The 25022-nt window shown below is 71.9% G+C and carries 23 protein-coding genes; 15 read left to right on the top strand and 8 right to left on the bottom strand.

The features are described from left to right. Positions 1-25: 25 nt before the first annotated feature. Positions 26-1537 carry an alkaline phosphatase D family protein gene (locus ACRAKI_RS33400; protein WP_447004465.1) on the bottom strand — a complete coding sequence of 504 codons (1512 nt, stop codon included), beginning with the start codon at positions 1535-1537 and terminating at the stop codon, positions 26-28. A gap of 125 nt (positions 1538-1662) precedes the next feature. Between ACRAKI_RS33400 and ACRAKI_RS33395 the strand changes: the two genes are divergently transcribed. The 3 genes from ACRAKI_RS33395 to groL all read left to right on the top strand — a co-directional run bounded on the left by ACRAKI_RS33395 (position 1663) and on the right by groL (position 3921). Beyond that, positions 1663-1821, top strand: a complete 159-nt coding sequence (locus tag ACRAKI_RS33395) for a hypothetical protein (protein ID WP_447004464.1) — start codon at positions 1663-1665, stop codon at positions 1819-1821. 104 nt (positions 1822-1925) lie between these two features. Beyond that, the gene (gene groES / locus ACRAKI_RS33390; RefSeq protein ID WP_015105192.1) at positions 1926-2219 is read left to right on the top strand and encodes a co-chaperone GroES; all 294 of its coding nucleotides are present in this window, start codon (positions 1926-1928) and stop codon (positions 2217-2219) included. 82 nt (positions 2220-2301) lie between these two features. Then, a complete protein-coding gene (gene groL, locus ACRAKI_RS33385) occupies positions 2302-3921 on the top strand; it encodes a chaperonin GroEL (RefSeq protein WP_447004463.1) in 1620 nt (539 codons plus the stop codon). A 93-nt stretch (positions 3922-4014) separates the two neighbouring features. Here the strand turns inward: groL and ACRAKI_RS33380 are convergent, their stop codons facing one another. After that, entirely contained in the window at positions 4015-4311 is a 297-nt protein-coding gene (locus tag ACRAKI_RS33380; RefSeq protein ID WP_033428626.1) for a WhiB family transcriptional regulator, read from the bottom strand. Between the two features lie 216 nt (positions 4312-4527). On the opposite strand from ACRAKI_RS33380, the gene ACRAKI_RS33375 reads away from it, so the two are divergent. The 5 genes from ACRAKI_RS33375 to ACRAKI_RS33355 all read left to right on the top strand — a co-directional run bounded on the left by ACRAKI_RS33375 (position 4528) and on the right by ACRAKI_RS33355 (position 9058). Beyond that, positions 4528-5508, top strand: a complete 981-nt coding sequence (locus ACRAKI_RS33375) for a MerR family transcriptional regulator (RefSeq protein ID WP_447008590.1) — start codon at positions 4528-4530, stop codon at positions 5506-5508. Positions 5509-5676: 168 nt separating this feature from the next. Further along, positions 5677-6600: a hypothetical protein gene (locus tag ACRAKI_RS33370; protein ID WP_447004462.1), complete on the top strand. Its 924-nt coding sequence runs from the start codon at positions 5677-5679 to the stop codon at positions 6598-6600. 80 nt (positions 6601-6680) lie between these two features. Continuing rightward, complete coding sequence (locus ACRAKI_RS33365; RefSeq protein WP_015805222.1) at positions 6681-7277, top strand: response regulator transcription factor; 597 nt, start codon at positions 6681-6683, stop codon at positions 7275-7277. A gap of 275 nt (positions 7278-7552) precedes the next feature. After that, on the top strand, positions 7553-8125 hold the full coding sequence (locus ACRAKI_RS33360; RefSeq protein ID WP_447004461.1) for a sigma-70 family RNA polymerase sigma factor: 573 nt from the start codon (positions 7553-7555) through the stop codon (positions 8123-8125). Between the two features lie 36 nt (positions 8126-8161). Continuing rightward, positions 8162-9058, top strand: coding sequence for an anti-sigma-D factor RsdA (locus ACRAKI_RS33355; protein ID WP_447004460.1), 897 nt, complete (start codon positions 8162-8164; stop codon positions 9056-9058). Between the two features lie 59 nt (positions 9059-9117). Here the strand turns inward: ACRAKI_RS33355 and ACRAKI_RS33350 are convergent, their stop codons facing one another. After that, on the bottom strand, positions 9118-9567 hold the full coding sequence (locus tag ACRAKI_RS33350; RefSeq protein ID WP_447004459.1) for a DUF5319 domain-containing protein: 450 nt from the start codon (positions 9565-9567) through the stop codon (positions 9118-9120). A gap of 67 nt (positions 9568-9634) precedes the next feature. Here ACRAKI_RS33350 and guaB point away from each other — a divergent pair, with 67 nt between their 5' ends. Beyond that, positions 9635-11149: an IMP dehydrogenase gene (gene guaB, locus ACRAKI_RS33345; protein ID WP_447004458.1), complete on the top strand. Its 1515-nt coding sequence runs from the start codon at positions 9635-9637 to the stop codon at positions 11147-11149. A gap of 60 nt (positions 11150-11209) precedes the next feature. Beyond that, positions 11210-12343, top strand: coding sequence for a GuaB3 family IMP dehydrogenase-related protein (locus tag ACRAKI_RS33340; RefSeq protein ID WP_447004457.1), 1134 nt, complete (start codon positions 11210-11212; stop codon positions 12341-12343). A gap of 105 nt (positions 12344-12448) precedes the next feature. Here ACRAKI_RS33340 and ACRAKI_RS33335 read toward each other — a convergent pair whose 3' ends face one another. After that, positions 12449-14248: a hypothetical protein gene (locus ACRAKI_RS33335; protein ID WP_447004456.1), complete on the bottom strand. Its 1800-nt coding sequence runs from the start codon at positions 14246-14248 to the stop codon at positions 12449-12451. Positions 14249-14361: 113 nt separating this feature from the next. Here ACRAKI_RS33335 and ACRAKI_RS33330 point away from each other — a divergent pair, with 113 nt between their 5' ends. Genes ACRAKI_RS33330 through ACRAKI_RS33320 form a run of 3 tightly spaced genes read left to right on the top strand, consistent with a single transcriptional unit; the run spans position 14362 to position 18408 of the window. Next, positions 14362-16080: an FAD-dependent oxidoreductase gene (locus ACRAKI_RS33330; protein WP_447004455.1), complete on the top strand. Its 1719-nt coding sequence runs from the start codon at positions 14362-14364 to the stop codon at positions 16078-16080. A 34-nt stretch (positions 16081-16114) separates the two neighbouring features. Then, positions 16115-17074, top strand: a complete 960-nt coding sequence (locus ACRAKI_RS33325; protein WP_447004454.1) for an MBL fold metallo-hydrolase — start codon at positions 16115-16117, stop codon at positions 17072-17074. Beyond that, positions 17071-18408 (top strand): FAD-dependent monooxygenase, encoded by a 1338-nt coding sequence (locus ACRAKI_RS33320; RefSeq protein WP_447004453.1) that lies wholly within the window; start codon positions 17071-17073, stop codon positions 18406-18408. Before ACRAKI_RS33325 ends, ACRAKI_RS33320 begins: the two co-directional genes overlap by 4 nt. Here the strand turns inward: ACRAKI_RS33320 and ACRAKI_RS33315 are convergent. Together ACRAKI_RS33315 and ACRAKI_RS33310 are read right to left on the bottom strand one after the other, a co-directional pair. Continuing rightward, positions 18383-19744 carry a cytochrome P450 gene (locus ACRAKI_RS33315; protein ID WP_447004452.1) on the bottom strand — a complete coding sequence of 454 codons (1362 nt, stop codon included), beginning with the start codon at positions 19742-19744 and terminating at the stop codon, positions 18383-18385. The genes ACRAKI_RS33320 and ACRAKI_RS33315 overlap by 26 nt on opposite strands. Next, complete coding sequence (locus ACRAKI_RS33310) at positions 19744-20535, bottom strand: SDR family NAD(P)-dependent oxidoreductase (protein WP_447004451.1); 792 nt, start codon at positions 20533-20535, stop codon at positions 19744-19746. The genes ACRAKI_RS33315 and ACRAKI_RS33310 overlap by 1 nt, the downstream gene beginning before the upstream one ends. Before the next feature lie 113 nt (positions 20536-20648). Between ACRAKI_RS33310 and ACRAKI_RS33305 the strand changes: the two genes are divergently transcribed. Beyond that, complete coding sequence (locus tag ACRAKI_RS33305; protein WP_447004450.1) at positions 20649-21215, top strand: TetR/AcrR family transcriptional regulator; 567 nt, start codon at positions 20649-20651, stop codon at positions 21213-21215. On the opposite strand, the gene ACRAKI_RS33300 is transcribed toward ACRAKI_RS33305, so the two are convergent. Together ACRAKI_RS33300 and ACRAKI_RS33295 are read right to left on the bottom strand one after the other, a co-directional pair. Beyond that, the gene (locus ACRAKI_RS33300; protein WP_447004449.1) at positions 21205-22650 is read right to left on the bottom strand and encodes an aldehyde dehydrogenase family protein; all 1446 of its coding nucleotides are present in this window, start codon (positions 22648-22650) and stop codon (positions 21205-21207) included. The genes ACRAKI_RS33305 and ACRAKI_RS33300 overlap by 11 nt on opposite strands. Positions 22651-22685: 35 nt before the next feature. Further along, on the bottom strand, positions 22686-23411 hold the full coding sequence (locus ACRAKI_RS33295; RefSeq protein ID WP_447004448.1) for a phosphotransferase: 726 nt from the start codon (positions 23409-23411) through the stop codon (positions 22686-22688). Between the two features lie 51 nt (positions 23412-23462). Between ACRAKI_RS33295 and guaA the strand changes: the two genes are divergently transcribed. Then, on the top strand, positions 23463-25022 hold the full coding sequence (guaA, locus tag ACRAKI_RS33290; protein ID WP_447004447.1) for a glutamine-hydrolyzing GMP synthase: 1560 nt from the start codon (positions 23463-23465) through the stop codon (positions 25020-25022).

The following is a 25022-nucleotide window of genomic DNA, read 5'->3' as shown; positions in this document are numbered from 1 at the left end:
GGCTGCTGATCACACGGGCTGCCGGTCACACCGGGTTCAGGCCGGGGTTGCGGTCCTCGACCACGAACGACCTCAGGGTCGTGGCCTCGGCCCCGGCCGTGCGCACGTACGGCAGCGTGCGGAAGTCCGCCCGCATCTCCTGCGCGGTGAACTTCGTCCGCACGTACCCGCGCCGCCGGCTGTGCAGCTTGATGTGCGGGTTGTTCCGCAGCTGGACCTGGTCGACCGTGTCGTTGCCGTTCCCGCCGGACGTCACCGACGAGCACACCAGCTCGGTGCCCACGGTCGGGGACGCCGGGTCGTTCCAGTCCAGCTTCACCTCCGCCGCGTAGTGCGCGTGCACGTCACCGGTCAGGACGACGGCGTTGCGCACACCCGCGTCGACCCACCCGCGCGTCACCCGGTCGCGGGATGCGAGGTAGCCGTCCCACGCGTCCATCGAGACCTCCTTCTCCGGCCCGTCCTTGCGGTCGCGCTCGGCGAAGAACACCTGCTGACCCAGCACGTCCCAGCGCGCGCGGGACTGGCGGAACCCGTCCAGCAGCCACTCCTCCTGCGCCGCGCCGGTGATCGAACGGCCGGGCAGGGCGGCGTCCGCGCAGGTCTTCCACCCGTCGCCGCACACCTGGTCGTCCCGGTACTGCCGGGTGTCGAGCATGTGGAAGTTGACCAGCCCGCCCCAGCCGAGCCGCCGGTAGAGCTGGAGGTCGACGCCGTTGGGCCGCGCGCCCCGACGCAGCGGCATGTTCTCGTAGTACGCCTTGAACGCCGCCTCGCGCCGCGCCGCGAAGTTCGGGTCGGGCTGCTCGGGCACGTCGTCGGCCCAGTTGTTCTCGATCTCGTGGTCGTCCCACACGACGACCCAGGGCGCGACCGCGTGCGCGAGCTGGAGGTCGGCGTCCGTCTTGTACTGGGCGTGCCGGAGCCGGTAGTCGGCCAACGTCCGGGTCTCCGGCCCGACCACCTTCCGCACGTCCGCCGCCTTGGCCGCGTACTCGTACTGGTAGTCGCCCAGGTGCAGGACCACGTCCGGGTGATCTTCGGCCAGCCGCCGGTACGCCGTGAAGTAGCCCTCGCCGTAGTGCGCGCACGACGCGAAGCACATGGTCAGGTCCTGCCCGAGCACCCACGGGTCGGGCGCGGTCCGGGTGCGGCCGACGGGGGACACGTGGCCGTCCACCTGGAACCGGTAGAAGTACTCGCGTCCGGGCCGCAGGCCGAACGGCTCGACGTGCACGCTGTGCCCGGACTGCGGCTTCGCGGGCTGCACGCCCCGCCGCACCACGTGCTGGAAGCGCTCGTCCTCGGCCAGCTCCCAGTGCACCGGGATCACCCGGTCGGGCATGCCGCCGAGGCCGTCCTCCGCGAGCGGCTGCGGCGCGAGGCGCGTCCACAGCACGACGCTGTCGGGAAGGGGGTCGCCGGAGGCGACACCCAGCGTGAAGGGGTCGGCGAGCTTGGGGAAGCCCGCACCCGCGGTGGCTGCGGTCGCGAGGGCCACGCCGCCGATGAGCAGGGAACGTCGGGTCACCGTCATGCGCTCACCGTGACCGAACAGGGTGGCGATCGGGTGAACGCAGGTATTACTCAGGGCATCCAGCACTCCGCAGTCCGACGAGGGGCAACCGCCCCCCGACGCGGCCGGACGTGATGCTGGACCGGGTGCGCCCCAGCGAGCTGTTCCCGATCGGCGTGCAGGCCCGTGACGTGCTCGGCGGGCGGGCGGGCGCACCGTTCCACGCCGACGTGGCGGGCGTCGCGGACCAGGTGCCCGGAAGGAGTGACGGGGGCTCGTTGAAGCGTTGGCACTCGCGTGGGTAGAGTGCTAGATGCACGGCACCAGCAACCGCCCCGACCCCCGCGACGGCGGGGTGGCAGGAGCCGTAAACCTGCCAACGCTTTCGACGACCGTGGAGGTCAGCCCGGTGAGCGTGAACATCAAGCCGCTCGAGGACAAGATCGTCGTCCAGGCCAGTGAGGCCGAGACCACGACCGCTTCCGGCCTCGTGATCCCGGACACCGCGAAGGAGAAGCCCCAGGAGGGCAAGGTCATCGCGGTGGGCCCCGGCCGGATCGACGACAAGGGCAACCGCGTCCCGGTGGACGTGGCTGTCGGCGACGTCGTCATCTACTCCAAGTACGGCGGCACCGAGGTCAAGTACAACGGCGAGGAGTACCTCATCCTCTCCGCCCGCGACGTGCTGGCCGTCATCAACTGACGATCGGCTGACACGCAAGGCGCCCCGGCGAACCCCATCACCGGGGCTTCCCGGGGCGTTTCGCATCAAGAGAGGCTAAGCAATGCCCAAGCAGATCAGCTTCGACGAGGACGCTCGTCGGGCCCTTGAGCGCGGCGTGAACAAGCTGGCGGACACGGTCAAGGTGACCCTCGGTCCGCGCGGCAGGCACGTCGTGCTCGACAAGAAGTTCGGTGGGCCGACCGTCACCAACGACGGTGTGACCATCGCCCGTGAGATCGAGCTGGAAGACGCGTTCGAGAACCTGGGCGCGCAGCTCGCCAAGAGCGTCGCGACCAAGACCAACGACGTGGCCGGCGACGGCACCACCACCGCGACCGTCCTGGCCCAGGCCATGGTCCGGGTGGGCCTGCGCAACGTCGCCGCGGGTGCGAACCCGATGTCCCTCGGTGTCGGCATCCAGGCCGCCGCCGAGGCCGTCGTGGACGCACTCAAGGCCAAGGCCACCCCGGTCAAGGGCCGCGACAACATCGCCCAGGTCGGCACCGTCTCGTCCCGCGACGAGTCCATCGGCGCCCTGCTCGGCGAAGCCATCGAGAAGGTCGGCGAGGACGGTGTGATCACCGTCGAGGAGTCCTCCTCGATGGCCACCGAGCTCCAGATCACCGAGGGCGTGCAGTTCGACAAGGGCTACGTGTCGGCGCACTTCGCGACCGACCTCGAAGCCCAGGAGACGGTGTTCGAGGACGCCCGCATCCTGCTGCACCGGGAGAAGATCTCGGCGCTGGCCGACCTGCTGCCGATCCTGGAGAAGGTGGCCGAGAGCGGCAAGCCGCTGGTCATCATCGCCGAGGACGTCGAGGGTGAGGCGCTGTCGACCCTGGTCGTCAACGCCCTGCGCAAGACGCTGCGCGTCGTCGCGGTCAAGGCACCGTACTTCGGCGACCGCCGCAAGGCGTTCCTGGACGACCTCGCGGTCGTCACCGGCGCCCAGGTCATCGCGGCCGAGGTCGGCCTCAAGCTGTCCGAGTCCAACCTGGACGTGCTCGGTTCCGCCCGGCGGGTCGTGGTGTCGAAGGACAACACGACCATCGTCGACGGCGGCGGCGCGAAGGCGGACGTGGCCGGTCGCGCGGAGCAGCTGCGCCGCGAGATCGAGGCCACCGACTCCGACTGGGACCGCGAGAAGCTGCAGGAGCGGCTGGCCAAGCTGTCCGGCGGCATCGCGGTGATCAAGGTCGGCGCGGCCACCGAGACCGAGCTGAAGGAGCGCAAGCACCGCATCGAAGACGCGGTGGCCGCGACCAAGGCAGCGGTGGAAGAGGGCATCGTGCCCGGCGGCGGTTCGGCGCTGGTGCACGCGGCCAAGGTGCTCGACGACGGCCTCGGCCTGTCCGGTGACGAGGCGACCGGTGTCGCGATCGTCCGCGAGGCCCTGGGCTCGGCGCTGTTCTGGATCGCCGCGAACGCGGGCCTCGAAGGCGCCGTCGTGGTGAACAAGGTGCGCGAGCAGGAGTGGGGCTTCGGCCTCAACGCCGCCACGCTCGTCTACGGTGACCTGCTCGAAGCCGGGATCATCGACCCGGTGAAGGTCACCCGTTCCGCGGTCACGAACGCCGCTTCCATCGCCCGCATGGTGCTCACCACGGAGAGCGCCATCGTGGAGAAGAAGGAAGAGGACAACTCGGGCGGCAACGGCCACGGTCACGGTCACGGCCACTGACCCAGGCTTTCAGCGCGCACAGGAGGGGCGGCACCGCGAGGTGTCGCCCCTCCCGCACGTTCGGCTGCTCGCGCTCGGTCCGCCTGGTGTTGGTCAAGCGGGCGTCAACTGCCGCTTGCGCGCCTTGATGATGCTGTCCCGCTCGGACTCCGAGAGGCCGCCCCAGATCCCGTAGGGCTCCTGCACCGCCAAGGCGTGCCGCCGACACATCTCCAGCACCGGGCACGACAGGCACACGGCCTTCGCCCGTGCCTCCCGCCGTGCCCGTGCCGGTCCGCGCTCCCCGTCCGGGTGGAAGAAGAACGCGCTGTCCATCCCGCGGCACGAGCCGCGCATCTGCCAGTCCCACAGATCCGCGTTGGGACCGGGAAGCCTTCGGGTGTCCGCCATCGAGACCGCCTCCTTGGCCCATGGACGTGAACTGCTCCATTCGGCTTAACGATGATCCACCGTAGAACCGCGCCAATACTTGTTCAAGGGGGTGCGGGGGCATTTCCCGGCAATTCATTCGATGGGTGTGCGGCCGGTGCCCGTCCCGGAGTTGCCGGTGACGTCAAGTGAACGGACGATGTCAGCGTGATGACGCCCCCCGACCACACCGGGACCGTGCCGGACGGCGAGCCGGAAACCGTTGCGGCAGAAGATGATCCGGCGCATTCGGTGACCCTCTCGGTGGCCGCCGTGGCACGCCGGTTGGGGGTCGCGCCGGCCACTCTCCGCACCTGGGACCGCCGGTACGGCCTCGGACCCAGCGATCACACGACCGGGCGACACAGGAAATACGCGCCACTCGACGTAGCGCGCCTTGAGCTGATGCAGCGGGCGCTGCTGCGCGGGGCGTCGTCCGCCGAGGCCGCGAAGTACGCCCTGTCGAGCCCCGTGCGGCCGGCGCGGGTGGCCGGGCCGGCGTTGCTGACCGGCGGTGAGCTCGACGGGGCGTCCGCGTCGGCCGGTGGCCGTGGCCTCAGGTTGCAGGCGGCGAACCGGCGGGCGCGCGGGGTGGGGCGTGCGGCGTTGGCGATGGACTCGGCGGCGGTGCAGACGTTGTTGGGGGACGCGATCGAGGCCGACGGCGTGGTGACGACGTGGGACGAGGTGGTCCGGCCGGTGATGTCCGCGCTCGCGGCGAGGTGGGACCAGTCGGGCGCGGGCGTCGAGGTGTCGCATCTGGTGGAGGAGTGCGTGCTGGCCGCCGTGCTGCGCGCGACGCCGATCGTGACGAGCCCGCGCAACCACCGGCCCGTGCTGCTGGCGTGCATGCCGGACGAGCGGCACAACCTGCCGCTGTACCCGTTGGCGGCGGTGCTGGCGCAGCGCGGGATCGGCGCCCGGCAGTTGGGTGCGGCGGTGCCGGCGGACGCCCTGGCCGTCGCGGTACGCCGTACGGCACCGGCCGCGGTGGTCCTGTGGGCGCAGTTGCCGCGCTACGCCGATCCGGGTGTCGTGGCGGCGTTGCCGAGGACCCGGCAGCAGGTTCGCATCTTCGCGGGCGGCCCCGGCTGGGAACGCGGCGTCGTGCCGCAGCCTGCGGAGCGGATCAATGACCTGGCGTCGGCGGCGGACGCCGTGGAACGCGCCGTCTGCTAGCCGCCCCCTTCCCTTCACAGTGCGGTCGGCTCAGGTGCCTGGCCGGCGGACTCGCGTGCTTGAGTGGTCGGCTCGGGGTGTCTGAGCGGTGGGTTCGCGGTGCTTGAGTGGTCGGTTCGGGGTGCCTGAGTGGTGAACTCGGGGGTTCTGGAGGTAGGACTCGCGGGGGTGGAGGTTGTGGTGGGTGGGGTGCGGCGGGTGGCGTTCGGGGATCGGCCGGAGGCCGAGGTCTGGGGGGCGTTGAGCGGTGGGGTGGAGGAGCGGTGGCTGGCGGCGGTGGCGCTGGGTGGCCAGGGGCACTACGCGGCGGCGGCCGGGGTGCTGGGTGAGCTGATGCGGGGCGGGGGGTTGTTCGGGTCGTTGGCGGCTTCGACGTTGGCCTCGCACCGGCGGCAGTTGGGTGGGCACGCGGCGGCGCGGGCGCTCGATGGGCGGGCGCTGGCGATGGTGGTCGCCGCTGAAGGGGGAGGTGGAGGGGGCGGGGATGGGGACGACGTCGATCTGGAGGGGGCTCGGGTCGATGCGCTGTTGGGGTTGGCGGCGGACGCGGTGGGGGCGGGTCGGCTGGCGGAGGCCCGGCGGCTGCACGCGAGGGTCGAGCCGCGCGGCTGGCGCAGCCGGGTGCGGCACCAGTGGCTGGCGGCCGAGATCGCGTTGGCCGGTGGCCACGCCGAGCGGGCGGTGCGGCCGGCCGAGGTCGCCGCTGCGACCGCCCGGGAAGCCGGCGCGACGCGACACATCCTCAAGTCCGACCTCGTCCTGGGGACCGCACTCGTGGTGTGGGGGACCCCCGAAAGCGTCAGTCGGGGCATGGACCTGCTGTACTGTGATCTAAATCACACATACCGGAGCGGCCTTTTCTCGTTGACCTGGCCGACGGCGCTCGTCCTGGCAAACGTCGAGGCTGACCGCAGTATTGCGGGAAGCCAAAACGTGAAGGAGAGCGCCAAAAACGCTCTGAGCTGCGTGTTGCGCAGAGCCGACCCCCTCGGTCGCCGCCTCGCCGCCCGCTCGCCGTGGATCCCGACTGCGCTGCTCCGTTCCGGGGAACCCCCGAACGCAGACGCTGAGACGAACTTCTTGACGGATTAAGCACCGGATCGTGTCAAGGTTCGGCCTCTAGCGTCCGATAGGGGATGTGGAACGTCACTCGGCTGCAGGAAGGAGTCCCCGTGACCACGGTCCTTATTTGCGACGACCGGCGCAGTGTGCGGGAGGGTCTCACCCGCGTGATGTCGGCTGTCCCAGGGGTTAGCCGCATCGACTGCGTAGCGCACGGTGACGAGTTGTTGGCTCGGTTCTCTCGGCAGCCGGTCGACGTCGTACTGGTTGGCACCCAGCGCGCCGTCCCGACCGGGGTCGAAGCGACCCGACGACTCGTCTCGGCCAACCCGCAGGCAAACGTCATCGTCTTCGGCGCGCCGGACGACGCGGGCAGCATTGCCGCGGCGATCGCCGGCGGCGCCCGCGGCTACCTCCGCTGGGACGCCTCGCGTCCCGAGCTGGTGGCCGCGTTGGCGCACACGCTGGCGAGCACCAGCGTGCCCGCGCCGCGGCAACCATCGGACCCCGGCGTCCAGCTCACCGAGCGCGAGCTCCAGGTGTTGCGCGGGATGAGCCAGGGCAAGAGCAACGGGCAGATCGGGCGCGAGCTCTACCTGTCGGAGGACACGGTCAAGACGCACGCCCGGCGCCTGTTCCGCAAGCTCGGCGTGCGGGACCGGGCGCAGGCCGTGGCGCACGGCTTCCGCCGTGGCCTCGTGTCGTAGTAGGGCCTGCGAGGATCAGCGGGGCCCGTAAGGCGGGTCACACCGGCACTCCTTCCTTCCCGGGTCGGCCCGGCGACGTCACCGTCGCCGGGCCGGTTCGCGTCCTGGGAGTGTGTCGCCTGGTCGGCCTAGGTCCAAAGACCCCTTCAGGACCCCGTTGCCGTGCTTCCGGTCACGCGACCGGTACGGTAAGCATCACCGGTACGGGCGACGTCGATCGTCCCGTGCTGTTCTATGTCGTACGCCTACGCGTAACACCAGGGCAGTTGTCTGCGATGACCAACTTGGGGGACGGACTGGACGCCGAAGTGGGCGCAGCCGTCGATGGCGACCGCCACGCGATCGAACGGCTCCTGGCATCCATCCGACCCCTCGTGGTGCGGTACTGCCGCGCCCGAGTCGGCAGGCAGGAGAGGTCTTTCGCTTCGGCGGACGACGTGGCCCAGGAGGTGTGTCTCGCGGTGCTGACGGCCCTTCCCAGCTATCGAGACCAGGGTCGGCCGTTCCTGGCGTTCGTCTACGGCATCGCCGCGCACAAGGTCGCGGACGCACACCGCTCCGCCGCCAGGAACAGGTCCGAACCGGTGTCCGAGGTTCCGGACGCCCCGGAGACGGAGGCGGGCCCCGAGCAGCGCGCCATGCAGGGCGAGCTGTCGGAGCGGATGGCCGTGCTCCTGAAGATCCTGCCGGAGAAGCAGCGGGAGATCCTGCTGCTCCGAGTGGTCGTCGGCCTGTCGGCCGAGGAGACCGCCGACGCGGTCGGCTCCACGCCGGGTGCGGTGAGGGTGGCGCAACACCGCGCCCTGGCCCGCCTGCGCAAGACGTTGGCAGCGGAGGAGGTGGTCTGAGTGGCCGACCAGCACGAGAAGGGCAATGGAGACGTCGTGCGCGGACGAGATGAGAGACCGCCGCAGTCTGATGACACCCCGGCCGACGACACGTCGATCGAGCCGGGCGACGACCTCGCGGGCATCAGGGCCGACGACGAGCTGCTCGACGCGTTGGGCGACCGGGCCGGCGAGCAGCCGGAGTCGCTCGTCGGCGACGAGCTGAACGCACTGCTCCTGGCCTGGCGCCAGGAGGTCGACGACCCGCCCATGGGCGAGCTGGTCGACACCGACACCGCGGTGGCCACGATCGCCGCCGCCCGTACCCAGCCCCGCGTCCGGCACCGCTTCCTGATCCCCATCGCGAGTGCCGCCGCCGTGCTGGCGATCGCGTTCACCGGGATGAGCCTGGTGGCCCGTGACGCCCAGCCGGGCGACACGCTCTGGGGGCTGACGAGGGTCCTCTACTCCGAGCACGCCCGCTCGGTCGAAGCCGCCGTCGCGGTCAAGGGCGATCTCGACACCGCCCGCGCCGCACTGCGCGACGGCCGGTACGGCGAGGCGCGCGACGCGCTGCTGAAGGCGGGCCAGAGCCTGCCGTCGGTCTCACCGGACGACGGCAAGGACGACCTGACGCAGAAGCGCGAGTCGCTGTTGCAGGAGCTGACCAGCACCACGCCGACGCCGACCGCCCCGCCGCCCACGATCAGCAAGGCCACCACGCCGTCGCAGCCGACGACGTCGGTGGCCGGGCCGACCTCGGTCACGGTGTCCACGACCACGCCGCCGGCCCTCACGACCGTGCCGACGGTGACCACCACCGAGTCGGTCCCGACCACGGTGGCCACCGCCCAGCCCACCTCGGTCGAGACGCCGGGCGGTCAGACCCGGGGCGAGACCTCCGAGGTGACCCCCGGCACCGGCGACGGTGTCCAGACCGCTCCGGGGAACTAGCCGGACGGCAGACGTGACGAAGCCCGCCCCTCGCACGGGGGGCGGGCTTCGTCACATCTTCAGCGGGCGCTCTCGGTGGCGGTGACGCCGTCGGCGTAGCCGCGGCAGTACTCCCAGCTGACGTAGGACGTCGGGTCCGGGTCGTACGCGGGCTCGTGCGGGCGCATCCGGCCGTCGGCCAGCAGCTGCTCCAGGCTCGACCGCAGCAGCGCCCAGTCGTGGTAGTGCGGCTCCTCGCACTCGCCGCAGTCCACCACGATTCCCCTGACACCACGGGGTTCGAGCAGCGCCTGGTACACGGCGAGGTCGCTGAGGTCGCCGATCAGCTCGGCCCGCTCGGCGTCGTCCATCGGCGACTGGTCGTGGTCGTGGTCGGGCTCCCCGAGGACCCGGGCCGGGTCTTCCGGGTCGCCCGCGAACGGGTCTGGTGGCAACGCGTCGTGCGGCACGACCCCGCACGGTACCGGGCGGACCCCCGTCCGCGTCCAGATACCATGACCTGAACCCATCCCGCCTGTGGAAACCCCAGATCCGCGGCGGCGGGATCACCGCACGACGGAAGGCAAGCCAGCCGCCATGACCAGCGAGCTCAACGCTGACGGAGTCCCGCCCAAGTTCGCCATGCTGGGACTGACCTTCGACGACGTACTGCTGCTGCCCGCCGAGTCGGAGGTGATCCCGAGCGGCGTGGAGACCAGGACCAGGCTGTCGCGCAACGTCAGCCTGGGCATCCCGCTGGCGTCCGCCGCGATGGACACGGTGACCGAGGCCCGGATGGCCATCGCGATGGCCCGCCAGGGCGGTATCGGGGTGCTGCACCGCAACCTGTCGATCGAGGACCAGGCCCGCCAGGTCGAGACGGTGAAGCGGTCCGAGGCGGGCATGGTGACCGACCCGGTCACCTGCACCCCGGAAGACACGATCAAGCACGTGGACGACCTGTGCGCCCGGTACCGGATCTCCGGCGTGCCGGTGACCGACCCGAACGGCAAGCTCGTCGGCATCATCACCAACCGCGACATGCGCTTCGAGGTGGACCACTCGCGCAAGGTCAGCGAGGTGATGACGAAGGGTCCGCTGGTCACGGCCCAGGTCGGCGTGTCCGCCGAGGCCGCGCTGGGCCTGCTGCGCCGGCACAAGGTCGAGAAGCTGCCGATCGTGGACGGCGACGGCAAGCTGCGCGGCCTGATCACGGTCAAGGACTTCGTCAAGACCGAGCAGTACCCGAACGCCTCGAAGGACCCGGACGGCCGGCTGCTGTGCGCGGCCGCGATCGGCACCGGGGACGACAGCTTCACCCGAGCCATGGGCCTGGCCGAGGCGGGCATCGACGTGATCATGGTCGACACCGCGCACGGCCACCAGCGCTACGTGCTGGAGATGGTCGCCAGGGTGAAGAAGGAACTCGGCGACGAGGTCGACGTGGTCGGCGGCAACGTCGCCACCCGCGGCGGCGCCCAGGCGCTGGTGGACGCGGGCGCGGACGGCGTGAAGGTCGGTGTCGGGCCCGGCTCGATCTGCACCACGCGCGTCGTCGCGGGTGTCGGCGTGCCGCAGATCAGCGCGATCTACGAGGCGAACCTGGCGTGCGGGCCCGCGGGCGTCCCGGTGATCGGCGACGGCGGCATCCAGTTCTCCGGTGACATCGCGAAGGCCATCGCGGCCGGCGCGAGCGTGGTCATGCTCGGCAGCCTGCTCGCGGGCACCGCGGAGGCGCCGGGCGAGGTGATCCTCGTCAACGGGAAGCAGTTCAAGACCTACCGCGGCATGGGGTCGCTGGCGGCCCTGCGCGGCCGTGGCGACAACAGCAAGTCGTTCTCCCGGGACCGCTACTTCCAGGACGACGTGCTGTCCGAGGACAAGCTGGTGCCCGAGGGCATCGAGGGCCGCACGCCGTTCCGCGGGCCGTTGTCGCAGGTGGCGTACCAGTTGGTGGGCGGTCTGCGGATGGCCATGGGGTACACCGGCTCGAAGACGATCGCCGACCTCCAGCAGAAGCAGCTGGTGCGGATCACGGCGGCCGGGTTGAAGGAGAGCCACCCGCACGACATCACGATGACCGTCGAAGCCCCGAACTACACGACCCGCTGAACATCACCCGCGTGAGCTAGGGTTCCCAAGTTCCGCTGGCTCCACGGAAGGACGACGAAGGTGCGCGATCTGGTCGAGATCGGCATGGGCCGGACCGCGAGGCGGGCCTACGAGCTGGACGACCTCGAAATCATCCCGTCCCGGAGGACCCGCTCCTCCAAGGACGTGTCCACCGCGTGGCAGATCGACGCCTACCGGTTCGAGATCCCGCTGATCACCCACCCGACGGACGCGATCGTGTCGCCGGGCACGGCCGTCGCGATCGGCGAGCTGGGTGGCTTGGGCGTGCTCAACGCGGAGGGCCTGTGGGCCCGGCACGGTGACGTGGAAGAGGCGCTGTTCCGGCTGGTGCAGGCGGTGGAGGACACCGACGACCCGGCCGCGCCGGTGAAGGTGCTCCAGGAGCTGCACTCGGCGCCGGTCCGGATGGACCTGATCGCCGAGGCGATCAAGCAGGTGCGCGAGTCGGGCGTGACGGTCGCGGTGCGGGTCAGCCCGCAGCGCGCGGCCGAGCTGACGCCGGACCTGCTGGCGGCGGGCGTCGAGATCCTGGTCGTGCAGGGCACGATCATCTCGGCCGAGCACGTGTCCCGCGACGGCGAGCCGCTGAACCTGAAGTCGTTCATCGCCGACCTGGAAATCCCGGTGATCGCGGGTGGCGTCGGCGACTACCGGACCGCGATGCACCTGATGCGCACGGGCGCGGCGGGCGTGGTCGTCGGCTACGGCTACACGCCGGGCGTCACCACGACGGACTCCGTCCTCGGCATCGGTGTGCCGATGGCCACGGCCATCGCGGACGCCGCCGCCGCGCGTCGGGACTACCTGGACGAGACCGGTGGCCGGTACGTCCACGTGATCGCCGACGGTGGTGTGCTGACCAGCGGTGACATCGCGAAGTCGATCGCGTGCGGCGCGGACGCGGTGATGCTGGGCGAGCCGTTGGCGTCGGCCTCCGAGGCACCCGGTCAGGGCCTGTACTGGACCGCCGCGTCGGCGCACCCGTCGGTGCCGCGCAGCCACGTGTCCACCGGTGTGGACCAGGTGGTGGACCTGCGCGAGCTGCTGTTCGGGCCGTCCGTGGACCCGCGTGGTGTGACGAACCTGTTCGGGTCGCTGCGCCGCGCGATGGCGAAGACCGGCTACTCGGACCTGAAGGAGTTCCAGAAGGTCGGGCTGACGATCCGCGGCTGACCCCGCGCCGTCGACCCGCGCCGTCGATCCACGCCGCTGCCCCCGGGGACCATTCCGGGGGCAGCGGCCGTTTCCGGCCGGGTCCAGTTCCAGCCCTCCAACAGTTCAGGGCTGGAGCAGGTCCGGCACGCCGGGGCAGTGCACGCCCGGCACGTCGGCCAGCCGCGCGGGCAGTGCGCCGTCCGCGGCGGCCGGGAACGCGGAGGTCTCGTCGGTGATCCGCACGAGCCGACCGGACTCGTCGGGCGCGTACGTGACCTCCCGGAGCACGTGCTCGGCGGAGCCCGTGCGGGCGGTCCGGGTCCGGAGCAGGCGGCGGCCGTCCTCCTCCAGGCACTGGATGCCGGACGCCTCCTCGGCGCCGGCGCCCACGACCGGGTCGTCGAGGTCGCCCCGGACCTCGGTGAGCCGACCGTCCGCGTACTCGAACAGCCCGAGCAGCACGCCGTTCGCCTTCGTGCCGAGCGGGACGAGCAGTTCGGCCCGGCCGTCCCCGGTGACGTCGGTGGCGCCCGCCCAGTGCGGCACGCCCTGGTCGATCGTGCCGGGGAAGGCGACGGTCTCCGAGCGCCCACCGCCGAACCCGATCTTCACGGACGTGCCGTTCCGCTGGTCGCGGACGATCGTGGCGCGGTCCGGCGCGCCGTCGCCGTCGAAGTCCCCGGTCGCGGAGCCCACCTCGTACTCGCGCCCTACGCGGGCCAGGCACACCGCGTCACGTGGGTCGCAGAGGTGCTCCAGCACCTGGTCGCTCCCGGCGCGGCGGGGCATCGGCGCGGCCAGGCTGAGCACGCCGTCGGCGATGTGGGCCGGGTCGGACCCGCGCTCCAGGACGAGCGTCGCGCCTTCCCACGAGTCGCCGGCGAACCGGGTGGCGACCTTCGACCCGTCGCGCAGGTACCGCGAGCCGAGCGTGAGGTCGGACGAGACCTGCGTCCACCTGTTGTGGTCGAGCACCCACTCGCCGCTGGTGGGTCCGATGGACGCGCGACCGTCGCAGACGTCGGCCAGCACCGCCGCGTGCAGCCGGTCGTCGTGGTCCCACCACACGGACAGGACGGTGGTGCTGGTGGCGGCGTCGACGTCGGGGACGGGCGTGGCCAGGCTGAGGTCGGTCGGCACGGTGCTCTCCCGTGACGGCAGGGCGACGAACACCTCGGCGGCGTGCTCGCACGACCCTTGCGGCGCTTGGAAGCCGCCGACGACGGCGTACACGGTGTTGCCCTCGTGGTCCACGGCCACGGCGGCGTCCACGAGTTCGCGCAGGAACGTCCGCCCGTGCCGGTCGCGGCGGGCGTGGGTCGCGGTGCCGACCGGTGACGTCGTGCCGTCGGGGCGGACGCGGAGGTAGACCTCGTCGCCCGTCCGGTCCACGCCCTGCAGCAGCACTTCGCCGTTCGTGCCGGAGAAGATCGCCGCGTCGACCAGCGGCGGGAGTTCGGCGGGGACGTCGGCCGGCGGTGTGGCGCGGTCCAGGTCGAGCCGCAGCAGGCCGGCGAGGCCGTCACCGTCGTGGGTGCTGACCAGGAGGACGTCGTGGCCGGCGGCGGCGATGCGCGCACAGGTGTCGCACGGCAGGGCCCGCTCGGCGCCGGAACGGGCGTCGAGCACGACGAGCCGGCGCGACGCGTCCCCTTCGGCGAAGAAGGCCACGCGGTCGCCGTCGTCGGTCCACACCATGCGCCCGGTCACCTCGCCCGGCGCGGGCGTCCAGCGGGTGACCACGTCGTCGCCCCGCATGACGACGACGTGGTCGTCGGTCGCGTACGAGTAGACGCCGGGGTCGGAGCGGAGCGCGCTCGACGGGTGCGTGACGGCGCCGAGCAGCACTACGGCGCCGACCACCGCGAGGTGGCGTGCCGGGTTGGTCGACCGCGCGTCACGGTCCGCTCGCCTGCGGAACACCCATGCAGCGTAGGCGTCGGGTCGGCCCGCACCCGTCGGGAGTCCGGGTCCACCACCGGCCTGAACCGATCGAGGACTAGCTGTTACCCGAAGTAACCCCTAATCTCGCAACCATGGGTGAACTCGCCGGTAACAACACCGACTACGACGTCGTGGTGGTGGGGTCGGGCTTCGGCGGCAGCGTCGCCGCGCTCCGGCTCACCGAGAAGGGCTACCGGGTGGCCGTGGTCGAGGCCGGCCGCCGGTTCGCCGACGACGAGTTCGCCAAGACGTCCTGGAACCTGCGCCGCTACCTGTGGGCGCCCGCGCTGGGCTGCTACGGGATCCAGCGCATCCACGCCCTACGCAGCGTGATGATCCTGGCCGGGTCCGGCGTCGGCGGCGGGTCGCTGGTCTACGCCAACACCCTGTACCGGCCTCTCAAGCCGTTCTACGCGGACCGGCAGTGGGCGCACATCACCGACTGGGAAGCCGAGCTGGCCCCGTTCTACGACCAGGCGAGCCGGATGCTCGGCGTGGTGGAGAACCCGACCACGACGCCGTCGGACGTGGTGATGCGGCAGGTCGCCGAGGACATGGGCGTGGCCGACACCTACCACCCGACGCCGGTCGGCGTGTTCTTCGGCGAGCCGGGCAAGCCCGCCGAGGACCCGTACTTCGGTGGCGCGGGCCCGAGCCGGACCGGCTGCACGGAGTGCGGCGCGTGCATGTCCGGTTGCCGCGTCGGCGCGAAGAACACGCTGGTCAAGAACTACCTCTACCTCGCCGAGCGCAACGGCGCGGAGGTGCTGCCGCTGACCACCGTCACCGACCTGCGCCAGGCGCCGGACGGCACGTGGGCGGTCGGCACCCGGCGGACCGGCGGGAAGCTCCGCAAGGGCCGCCGCACGATCACCGCGGGCCAGGTCGTGCTGGCTGCCGGCACGTGGGGCACCCAGCAGCTGCTGCACCGGATGCGCGACGAGGGCGCGTTGCCGCGGATCTCGCCCAAGCTCGGCGAGCTGACCCGGACGAACTCGGAGTCGATCATCGGCGCCGGCCGCTTCACGGTGGACGAGGAGCGCAACTTCAGCCAGGGCGTGGCGATCACGTCGTCCATCCACCCGGACGAGCAGACCCACGTCGAGCCGGTGCGCTACGGCAAGGGCAGCAACGCCATGGGGCTGCTGCAGACGCTGGCCACGGACGGCGCGAAGTCGATGCCCCGCATCCTGCAGTTCCTGTCCCAGGCGGTGCGGCACCCGCTCCGGTTCGCCCGGCTGCTGTCGGTGCACCGGTGGAGCGAGCGGACGGTGATCCTGCTGGTGATGCAGAGCCTGGACAACTCCATCACCACGTTCACGAAGAAGGGCCTGTTCGGGCGCAAGCTCAGCTCGAAGCAGGGGCACGGCGAGCCGAACCCGACGTTCATCCCGGCCGGGCACCGGGCGAACCTGCTCGCGGCGGAGCACATCGACGGCATGGCGGGCGGCACGTGGGGCGAGCTGTTCGACATCCCGTTGACCGCCCACTTCATCGGCGGCTGCCCGATCGGGGCGGACCCGGAGAGCGGCGTGATCGACCCGTACCACCGGGTCTACGGCTACCCGGGCCTGTCCGTGGTCGACGGCGCGGCGATCTCGGCGAACCTGGGCGTGAACCCGTCGCTGACGATCACCGCGCAGGCCGAGCGGGCGTTCTCGGTGTGGCCGAACAAGGGCGAGCCGGACCGGCGCCCGGACCAGGCCGCGGGGTACCGGCGGATCGCCCCGGTGCCGCCGGTGAAACCCGCCGTGCCGGCCGAAGCGCCCGGCGCCCTGCGGCTGCCGATCGTGGAGGTCAAGTCGTCCTGACGCGGGGCGTGCCGACGGCCCTATGGTGGGTTGCGTGGCAACGAAGCCGTTCGCGTCCAGCGCCGACCTCGCGCCGAAGGACGAGAAGTTCGTGGAGTTGGCCGATGGCGTCTACACCCTGACCGCCGAGGGCGATCCGAACGTCGGCGCGATCGAGGGCGAGGACTTCCTGGTCTGCGTGGAAGCCCGCGCCACGCCGAAAGCCGCCCGGCGCTGGCTCGGCCTGCTCCGCCGGCGCACCGACAAACCCGTCCGCTACCTGGTGCTGAGCCACTACCACGCGGTCCGCACGCTGGGCGCGAGCGCGTTCGACGCGGCCGAGGTCATCGCCCACGAGAGCACCAGGACGTTGATCGCCGAACGCGGCCGGGCGGACTGGCTCAGCGAGTACGGCCGGATGCCCCGGCTGTTCGAGGAACCCGAGGGCATCCCCGGCCTCACCTGGCCGACCGTCACCTTCTCCGACCGGCTCACCATCCCGCTCGGCGGTGACCGGGGCGAGGTCGAGCTGAGGTTCTCCGGCCGCGGGCACACCGCGGGCGACATCGTGGCGTGGCTGCCGCACCAGCGGATCCTGTTCGCCGGTGACCTGGTCGAGTCGCAGGCCGCCCTGTACACGGGCGACGCGTTCCACGACGAGTGGGCCACGACGACGCTCGACCGCGTCGCGGCCCTGGGCGCGGAGCAGCTGGTCGGCGGGCGCGGGGCGCCGGCGCGGGACCGGGCCGAGGTGGCCGCGGCCATCGCCCAGTCCCGGCACTTCCTGGACGAACTGCGCTGCACGGTCGGCACGGTGCACGTCAACGGCGGCACGGTGAAGGAGGCGTTCGAGGCCGCGCACGCCGCCCTCGCCCCGCGCTACGGCCGGTGGCCGATCTTCGAGCACTGCCTCCCGTTCGACGTGCAGCGGTACTGGGACGAGTGCGACGGCGTGGCGTGGCCCCGGATCTGGACCGCCGAAAGGGACCGCGAGGTGTGGGCGGCGCTGCGATGACCACGCCGCCGGTGCTGGTGGTCGGGGCGGGTCCGGTGGGCCTCACCGCCGCGCTCCTGCTGGCCCGCGCGGGCGTGCCGACGACCGTCCTCGAAGCCGCCGAGCGCCACCAGGCCGTGGGTTCCCGGTCCATCTGCGTGCACCGGGACGTGCTGGCCGTCCTGGAACGGGTCGGCGTCGGCCGGGCCGTGGTGGACGCGGGCGTCACCTGGTACCGCGGCCGGACCTACGTCCGCGACCGCGAGGTGCTCACCGTCGAACTGCCGCACGCCGAGGGGTTCCCGCACGCCGAGGGGTTCCCGCCGTTCGTCAACACACCGCAGACCGTCGTGGAGCGGATCCTCGCCGCCCGAGCACGCCGGGAGCCGCTGATCGACCTCCGCTACGGCCGGGAAGTCGTCGGGCTCCATCAGACCGACCACGTCGTCGTGCGGACGGCGTCCGAGACGTACGAAGGCACGCACTGCGTGGCGGCGGACGGCGCGCACTCCGCGGTCCGCCACCTGCTCGGCATCCCGTTCGAGGGCCACTCGTTCGCCGACCGGTTCGTCATCGCGGACATCCGGGTCGACCTGGGCCACCCCGAGCCGGAGCGCCGCTTCTACTTCGACCCGCCGGCGCTGGACCTCCTGGGCGTCCCCGGCCGCCAGGTCCTGGTCCACGCGCAGCCGGACGGCGTGCACCGCGTCGACTGGCAGGTGCCGGAGGGCTTCGAGCTGACCGCGGACCACATCCGCGCGATCACCGGTGACCGGCCGTACGAGGTGCTGTGGCAGTCCACGTACCGCTTCCACCAGCGCCGAGCGGCCCGTTTCCGGGTCGGTGGTGTCCTGCTGGCGGGCGACGCCGCGCACGTGATGAGCCCGTTCGGCGCGCGCGGCCTGAACTCCGGGGTGTGCGACGCGGACAACGCGGCGTGGAAGATCGCGCTCGACCGCGCCGGTGAGGCAGGCCCCCGCCTGCTGGAGTCCTACCACGACGAACGCGCGGCGGCGGCGGACGAGAACCTGCGCGTCACCGGCGAGACCATGCGGTTCCTGGTGCCCCAGACGGAAGCCGAGCGCGTCCACCGCGAGCACGTGCTGGAGCACGGCCCCACCGACCGGATCGACTCCGGCAGGCTGTTCGAGCCCTTCCCGTACCGGGACTCGCCGCTGACCACCAACGGCGACGGCGCGCTGCGCCCGCACAGCCACCGCTACGGCCCCGGCTTCACCGTCGAGGCGGACGCGCTGGTCCGCCCCGACGGCCACACCGCCGCCGTCGCCCCGGCCGACCTCGACCGGGCCTTGCGCCGTGCCAAGGGCTTCACCGCCGGCGAGGCGTCAGCGTGAACCCCTCCGGCTTCAGCGTCAGCGTCTCGGCGACCTTCAGCCGGTAGTCGGGGGAACCCACCAGGTCGTACCGGCGCAGCACCGTGCCCAGCGCCAACGTCGCCTCGTGCAGCGCGAACTGCCGCCCGATGCACGCCCGTTCGCCCGTGCCGAACGGCTTGTAGACGTGTCCGGGCCGGGCCCGCACCTCGGCCGGCGAGAACCGGTCCGGGTCGAACGCCTCCGGGTTCGGCCACACCGCCGGGTCGCGGTGCACCAGCGGCAGCAGCACCAGCGCCCACTGCCCGGCCCGCATCGGGTACTTCCCGCCCAGCACGGTGTCCTCCCGCGCCTGCCGGCCGTACCCCGGCGCGGTCGGCCACAGCCGCAGCGCCTCGTCCAGCACCCGCCGCACGTACCGCAGCTTGGCGACCTGCTCGAACTCCGGCACCTGCGCCGAACCCCACACCGCGTCGACCTCGGCCTGCGCCCGCTCGACCACCTCGGGGTGCCTCGACAGGTAGTACAGCGCGAACGACAGCGCGCCGGACGTGGTCTCGTGGCCCGCCACCAGGAACGTGATCACCTGGTTGCGGACGTTCACGTCGTCCAGCGCGCCGGACGCGAGCATCAGCCCGAGCAGGTCCGTCCCGTGCGCGCCGCGCCGCGACCGGATCACCTCGTCCACGACCTCGGTGAGGTAGGCGAGGTCGCGGTCGTACTGCTGCTTCGCCGCGCGGCCGAACAGCTTGCGCACCAGCGGCAACGTGGTCGTCGTGCCCTGCGCGTACGCCAGCGAGCCGGTCATCGCGCGCACGAACGGGTGGGTGGACGACCGCTCGAACGACTCGAACGAGTACCCGAACCCGACCTGCCCGATGGTCTCCAGGGTCAGCTTGGTCATGTCCGCGGAGACGTCCACGACCCCGCCCCGGTCCCACTTCTCGACCAGCCGCGCGGTCACGTCCAGCATCGCCGAGTGGTAGCCGCGCATCGCGCTCTGGGTGAACGCCGGCAGCAGCACGTCGTGCGCCGCCTTCCAGTTGGGCTCCTCGTTGTACGCGGTGAACAGCCCGTCGCCGCCGATGTCGCGCAACGCCTCCACGGCCAGCGCGAGGTGCTTGGAGAACCGCGACTCGTCGGCCAGTTCCGCGGCCGGCTCGGCGCCCGCCACGAAGACGATCTCGCGCTTGAGGAACCGCCGGGTGAAGATCGGCCCGAGGTCGCCGGCCTGCCGCATCGTGTCCTGCACGGGCGTGCGCGCACCCGCGCCGACGACGTCGCCCAGCAGCGGCACCCGCCAGCGCGGGTGCGGGATCGACGTCGTGTCCATGGAGCCCATCGCGTTCGTGGTCATCAGCGCTTCCCCTGGTTCGCCCCGCTCATCTGCCGCATCACTTCGTCGTTCGACATCCGGCGCTGCAAGGCGGCCGAGAACGCCGGGAACGCGCTGCCGAGCGCGCTCAGCACCCGCAACTCCGCCGGCGCCACGTTCAGCTCGGCCTTGTCCTGCCGGATCGCGGTCAGCACGCCGTCCGCCACCTGTTCCGGTGACACGGTCCGCACCCCGGCGGGCGGCTTCGCGCCCGTGTCGGCGAACATCCCGGCGTCCCGCACGAACCCGGGCTGGACGATCGACACGCCGACCCCGGTGCCGTGCAGTTCGTCGCGGAGCCCCAGCGCGAACCCGCGCAGCCCGAACTTGGTGGCGTTGTACAGCGAGGAGTACGCGGAGGCGACCTTGCCCGACAGCGAGCCGACGTGCACGACGTGCCCGCGTCCGGCGGCGAGCATCGACGGGAGCAGCGCGTGCGTCAGCGCGATCGGCGCTTCCAGGTTCACCGCCAGAGCGCGCCCGACCTGCTCGGGCGTGAAGTCGAGCAGTCCTCCGCCGGCGGGCAGCGCGGCGTTGGCGACCAGCACGTCGACCGCGCCCGCCTCCTCGACCAGCCTCCGCACGTCGTCCGGGTCGGCGAGGTCGGCGGTGATCGCCCGGCCGCCGGTCTCGACGGCCAGCCGTTCCAGCTCGGACGTCTTCCGGCCGGTCAGCACGAGCTCGGCGCCCCGGCGGGCGAACGCGCGGGCGATGGCGTGGCCGATGCCGCCGGTCGCCCCGGTGAGCAGAACGGTAGTTCCCTCTACGTGCATCGAACCTCCAGCGACGATACTGTTCGTTCGAACGAACAGTATCGCGGATGACGCCGGCCGTGAACGGGGACCGGTGTTCGGGTGGACGAGGTCGAGCAGGGGACAATGACGCCATGACGAGGCCCGCCGAAACCCGGCAGCGGATCATCAGCGCCGTGCTGCGGATCGTCGGCGACGACGGGATCGCGGGCGTGACCAACCGGCGCATCGCGCAGGAGGCGGGTGTCTCGCTCGGGTCGGTCACCTACCACTTCGCCACCCAGCAGGACCTGCTGCGGGAGAGCCTGCGGTACTTCGTCACCGAGGAGACCAAGCGGTTCGGCGAGCTGGCGAAGGAGAACTCGACCGAGTGCGCCGACCTGGCGGAGGTGGTCGAGATCGTCGGCCAGGTCGCCGAGGCCACCCGGACCGACAGCGAGCGCCTCGCGCCCTACGAGCTGTACCTGCACGCCGGCCGCGACCCGGAGCTGCGGGCCGCAGCCGCCGAGTGCTTCGCCGCCTACGACCGGCTCGCCGCGACCGTGCTGACGTCCATCGGGGTGAAGGACGCCGACCAGGTCGCCAGTGCCGTGGTGGGCATGGTGATGGGCCTGAAGCTCCGCGCCCTCGCCACCGGTTCCGGCACCGAAGACCTGGTCGACGGCCTGGTGCTGCTCGCCAGAGGTGCCGTCAGAGAGTGACCCCGGTCAGGACCATGGTGCGTTCCTCGGTGAAGTCGACCATCGCCGACCGCACGCCCTCGCGGCCCGTGCCCGACCCCTTCACCCCGCCGTACGGCATCTGGTCGGCCCGGTAGGACGGCACGTCGCCGATGATCACGCCGCCTACTTCCAGCTCGGCCGCCGCCTCGAACGCCACCGTGACGTCCCGCGTGAACACGCCGGCCTGCAACCCGTACTCCGTGGCGTTGGCCTGCTCGAACGCCTCGGCCACCGAGTCCACCACGGACACCGCCAGCACCGGCCCGAACACCTCCTGGTGCCACACCCGCGCCGACGGCGGCACGTCCTGCACCACGGTCGGCTCGACGGAAGTCCCGTCGCGCCCGCCGCCGACGTGCAGCGTCGCGCCGGCCGCCACGGCCTCGGCCACCCACTCCTCGACCCGCTTCGCGTTGTCCTCGTCGATCAGCGGCCCGACCTCGACCTCCGGGTCGTGCGGGTCGCCGGTCTTCAGCGCCCGCACCGCCGCCACCAGCTTCGGCACGAACGCCTCGGCCACGTCCCGGTGCACCAGCACCCGCTGCACCGCGATGCACGACTGCCCGGCCTGGTAGTTGCCGAACGTGGCGATCCGGGACGCGGCGAAGTCCAGGTCGGGCCAGTCCGGGCAGATGATCGCGGCCGAGTTGGAGCCCAGCTCCATCACCACGTGCTTGCGCGGCGCCGAATCCGTCAGCGACCAGCCGACCGAGGTGGAGCCGGTGAACGAGATGACCGGCAACCGCTCGTCCGTGACCAGCGACTTCATCTCCGAGCCCCGCACCGGCAGCACGGAGAACGCGCCCTCCGGCAGGCCCGTCTCGGCCAGCAGCTCACCGAGCAGCAACGCCGACAGCGGTGTGGAGGACGAAGGCTTCACGATCACCGGCGCGCCCACCGCGAGCGCGGGCGCGACCTTGTGCGCGACCAGGTTCAGCGGGAAGTTGAACGGCGCCACCGCGAGCACCGGCCCGCGCGGCACCCGGCGCACCACGGCCATCCGGCCCTCGCCGTTCGCGTCGGTGTCCAGCCGCTGGAGGTCGCCGGTGAACCGCCGCGCCTCCTCGGCCGCGAACCGGAACGTGCTCACCGCGCGCCGGACCTCGATGTCGGCCCACTTCAGCGGTTTGCCGTTCTCGGCGGTGATGGTCTCCGCGATCTCCTCGGCCCGCGCCGCGATCGCCTCCGACACGTGCATCAGCGCTGTCGCCCGCACGTGCGCCGGCGTGCGGCGGAACTCCTTGGCCACGGCCGCCGCGGCGGCGACCGCCCGTTCCACCTGGTCCGGTCCGGGCACCGCGACCGAGGCGACCTCGGTGCCGTCGAACGGGTGGTGGACGGTGATTGCTTGCCCGCCCTGCTCGGCGTGTCCGGCGATCCAGCAGGGTCGTGGCTGCGGGGTGAACGCGTCCATGGTCCACACCGTATGCCCGTACGGGGCGGTTCGACCTATCGATCTTGGAAGTGGTCCCGGACGTACCCCGCATGGCCCAGGTAGTAGCGGTCGTGGCCCTCTTCCCGCTGCCGTGCGAACTCCGGCCGTTCGCGGATCATCGCGATCATGTCGTCCAGCCTGGCGAGCACCCGCCGCCCCATCCCGGCCGCCGGCATCCCGTACTCGGCGCAGAACAGCTCGGCCCGTCGCCACTGCTCATCGGGCGTGCCGAACTCGGGGGAGAACGGCACCAGGCAGTACGCCGTGTAGGCCACGTCCCACCACCTCGGCCCCGGCCGGGCGGTGTCGAAGTCGAACACGCCGGCGGGCAGCCCGTCGCGGAACACCATGTTGTACGGCGCGAGGTCGTTGTGGCAGATCACCTCTACGGGTGACAGGGCCGGGTGCTGCCAGCCGTCGACCAACGACACCGCGCCGGCCGCCACCAGTTCCGCCGACGCGTCGTGCAGCCGGCGCACCATCCGCGCCGCCGCCACCAGCACCTCGTCGGTGCGCAGCCCGTCCGCCAACGGCGGGTGGCCCACCTCACCCTCCAGGTACGACAGCACCTCGCGCCCGCGGTCGTCCACGCCGTGCACGACCGGCGCGATGCCAAGCGGTGCAAGGTGTTCCAGCAGGCGGTGCACGTTCGGGGTCCACGGGCCGGTCGGCCTGCGCACCGTCGACCCGACCCGCACCACCTCGTTGAGCCCGCCTCCGGTGAGCGCTTCCTCTTCCACGCATGACATCCTTCACCTGCGCGGATCCGCCAGACGAGAGGTTTTCCCCCAGTGGCCGAGAGCAGCAACCGCCCTGTGCTGGTAGTCGACTTCGGCGCGCAGTACGCGCAGCTGATCGCCCGGCGAGTCCGGGAGGCGCAGGTCTACTCGGAAGTCGTCCCGCACAGCACGCCGGTGGCGGAACTGCTGGAACGCGACCCGCTCGCCATCGTGCTGTCCGGCGGCCCGTCGAGCGTCTACGAGCCCGGCGCGCCCCAGCTCGACCCGACGCTGTTCGACGTCGGCGTCCCCGTCTTCGGCATCTGCTACGGCTTCCAGGCCATGGCGGGCGCCCTCGGCGGCACGGTCGAGCACACCGGCACCCGCGAGTACGGCCGCACCGAGCTGGGCGTCCAGCAGACCGGCGGCCTCCTGCACGAGGAACTGCCCGCCAACCACCCGGTGTGGATGAGCCACGGCGACTGCGTGACGAAGGCGCCCGAGGGCTTCACCGTGACGGCGAGCAGCGAAGGCGCGCCGGTGGCCGCGTTCGAGGACACCGAACGCCGGTTCGCGGGCGTGCAGTACCACCCGGAAGTGGGGCACTCGCCGCACGGACAGGAGGTGCTGCGCCGGTTCCTGCACGAGATCGCGGGCATCCGGCCGCAGTGGACGACGTCCTCGATCGTGGACGAGCAGGTGGCCCGGATCAAGGAGCAGGTCGGCGACGGCAAGGCCATCTGCGGCCTGTCCGGCGGCGTCGACTCGGCGGTGGCCGCGGCCCTCGTCCAGCGCGCCATCGGTGACCGGCTGACCTGCGTGTTCGTCGACCACGGCCTGTTGCGCGCGGGTGAGCGGGCGCAGGTCGAGCGGGACTACGTGGCCGCGACGGGCGTGAACCTGGTGACCGTGGACGCCCGCGAGCGCTTCCTGGACGCGCTGGCCGGCGTCACCGACCCCGAGGAGAAGCGCAAGATCATCGGCCGCGAGTTCATCCGGGTCTTCGAGCAGGCCGAGCGGGACCTCAAGGCCGAGGGCGACTACTCGTTCCTGGTCCAGGGCACGCTCTACCCCGACGTGGTCGAGTCGGGCGGCGGCGCGGGCACCGCGAACATCAAGAGCCACCACAACGTCGGCGGCCTGCCGGACGACCTCCAGTTCACCCTCGTCGAGCCGCTGCGCGCGCTGTTCAAGGACGAGGTGCGCCGGGTCGGCACCGAGCTGGGCCTGCCGGAGACGATCGTGCAGCGCCAGCCGTTCCCCGGCCCCGGCCTGGGCATCCGGATCATCGGCGAGGTGACGGCGGAGCGCCTGGACATCCTGCGCAAGGCCGACGCGATCGCCCGCGAGGAGCTGACCAGCGCCGGTCTCGACCGGTCCATCTGGCAGTGCCCGGTGGTGCTGCTGGCGGACGTGCGCAGCGTCGGCGTGCAGGGTGACGGCCGCACCTACGGTCACCCGGTCGTGTTGCGCCCGGTGTCCAGCGAGGACGCCATGACGGCGGACTGGACGCGCCTGCCGTACGACGTGCTGGAGCGCATCTCGACCCGCATCACCAACGAGGTGAACGAGGTCAACCGGGTGGTCCTGGACGTGACGAGCAAGCCGCCGGGCACCATCGAGTGGGAGTAG

Source organism: Saccharothrix isguenensis (assembly GCF_052936305.1).
This window is presented reverse-complemented; position numbering and strand designations above follow the sequence as displayed.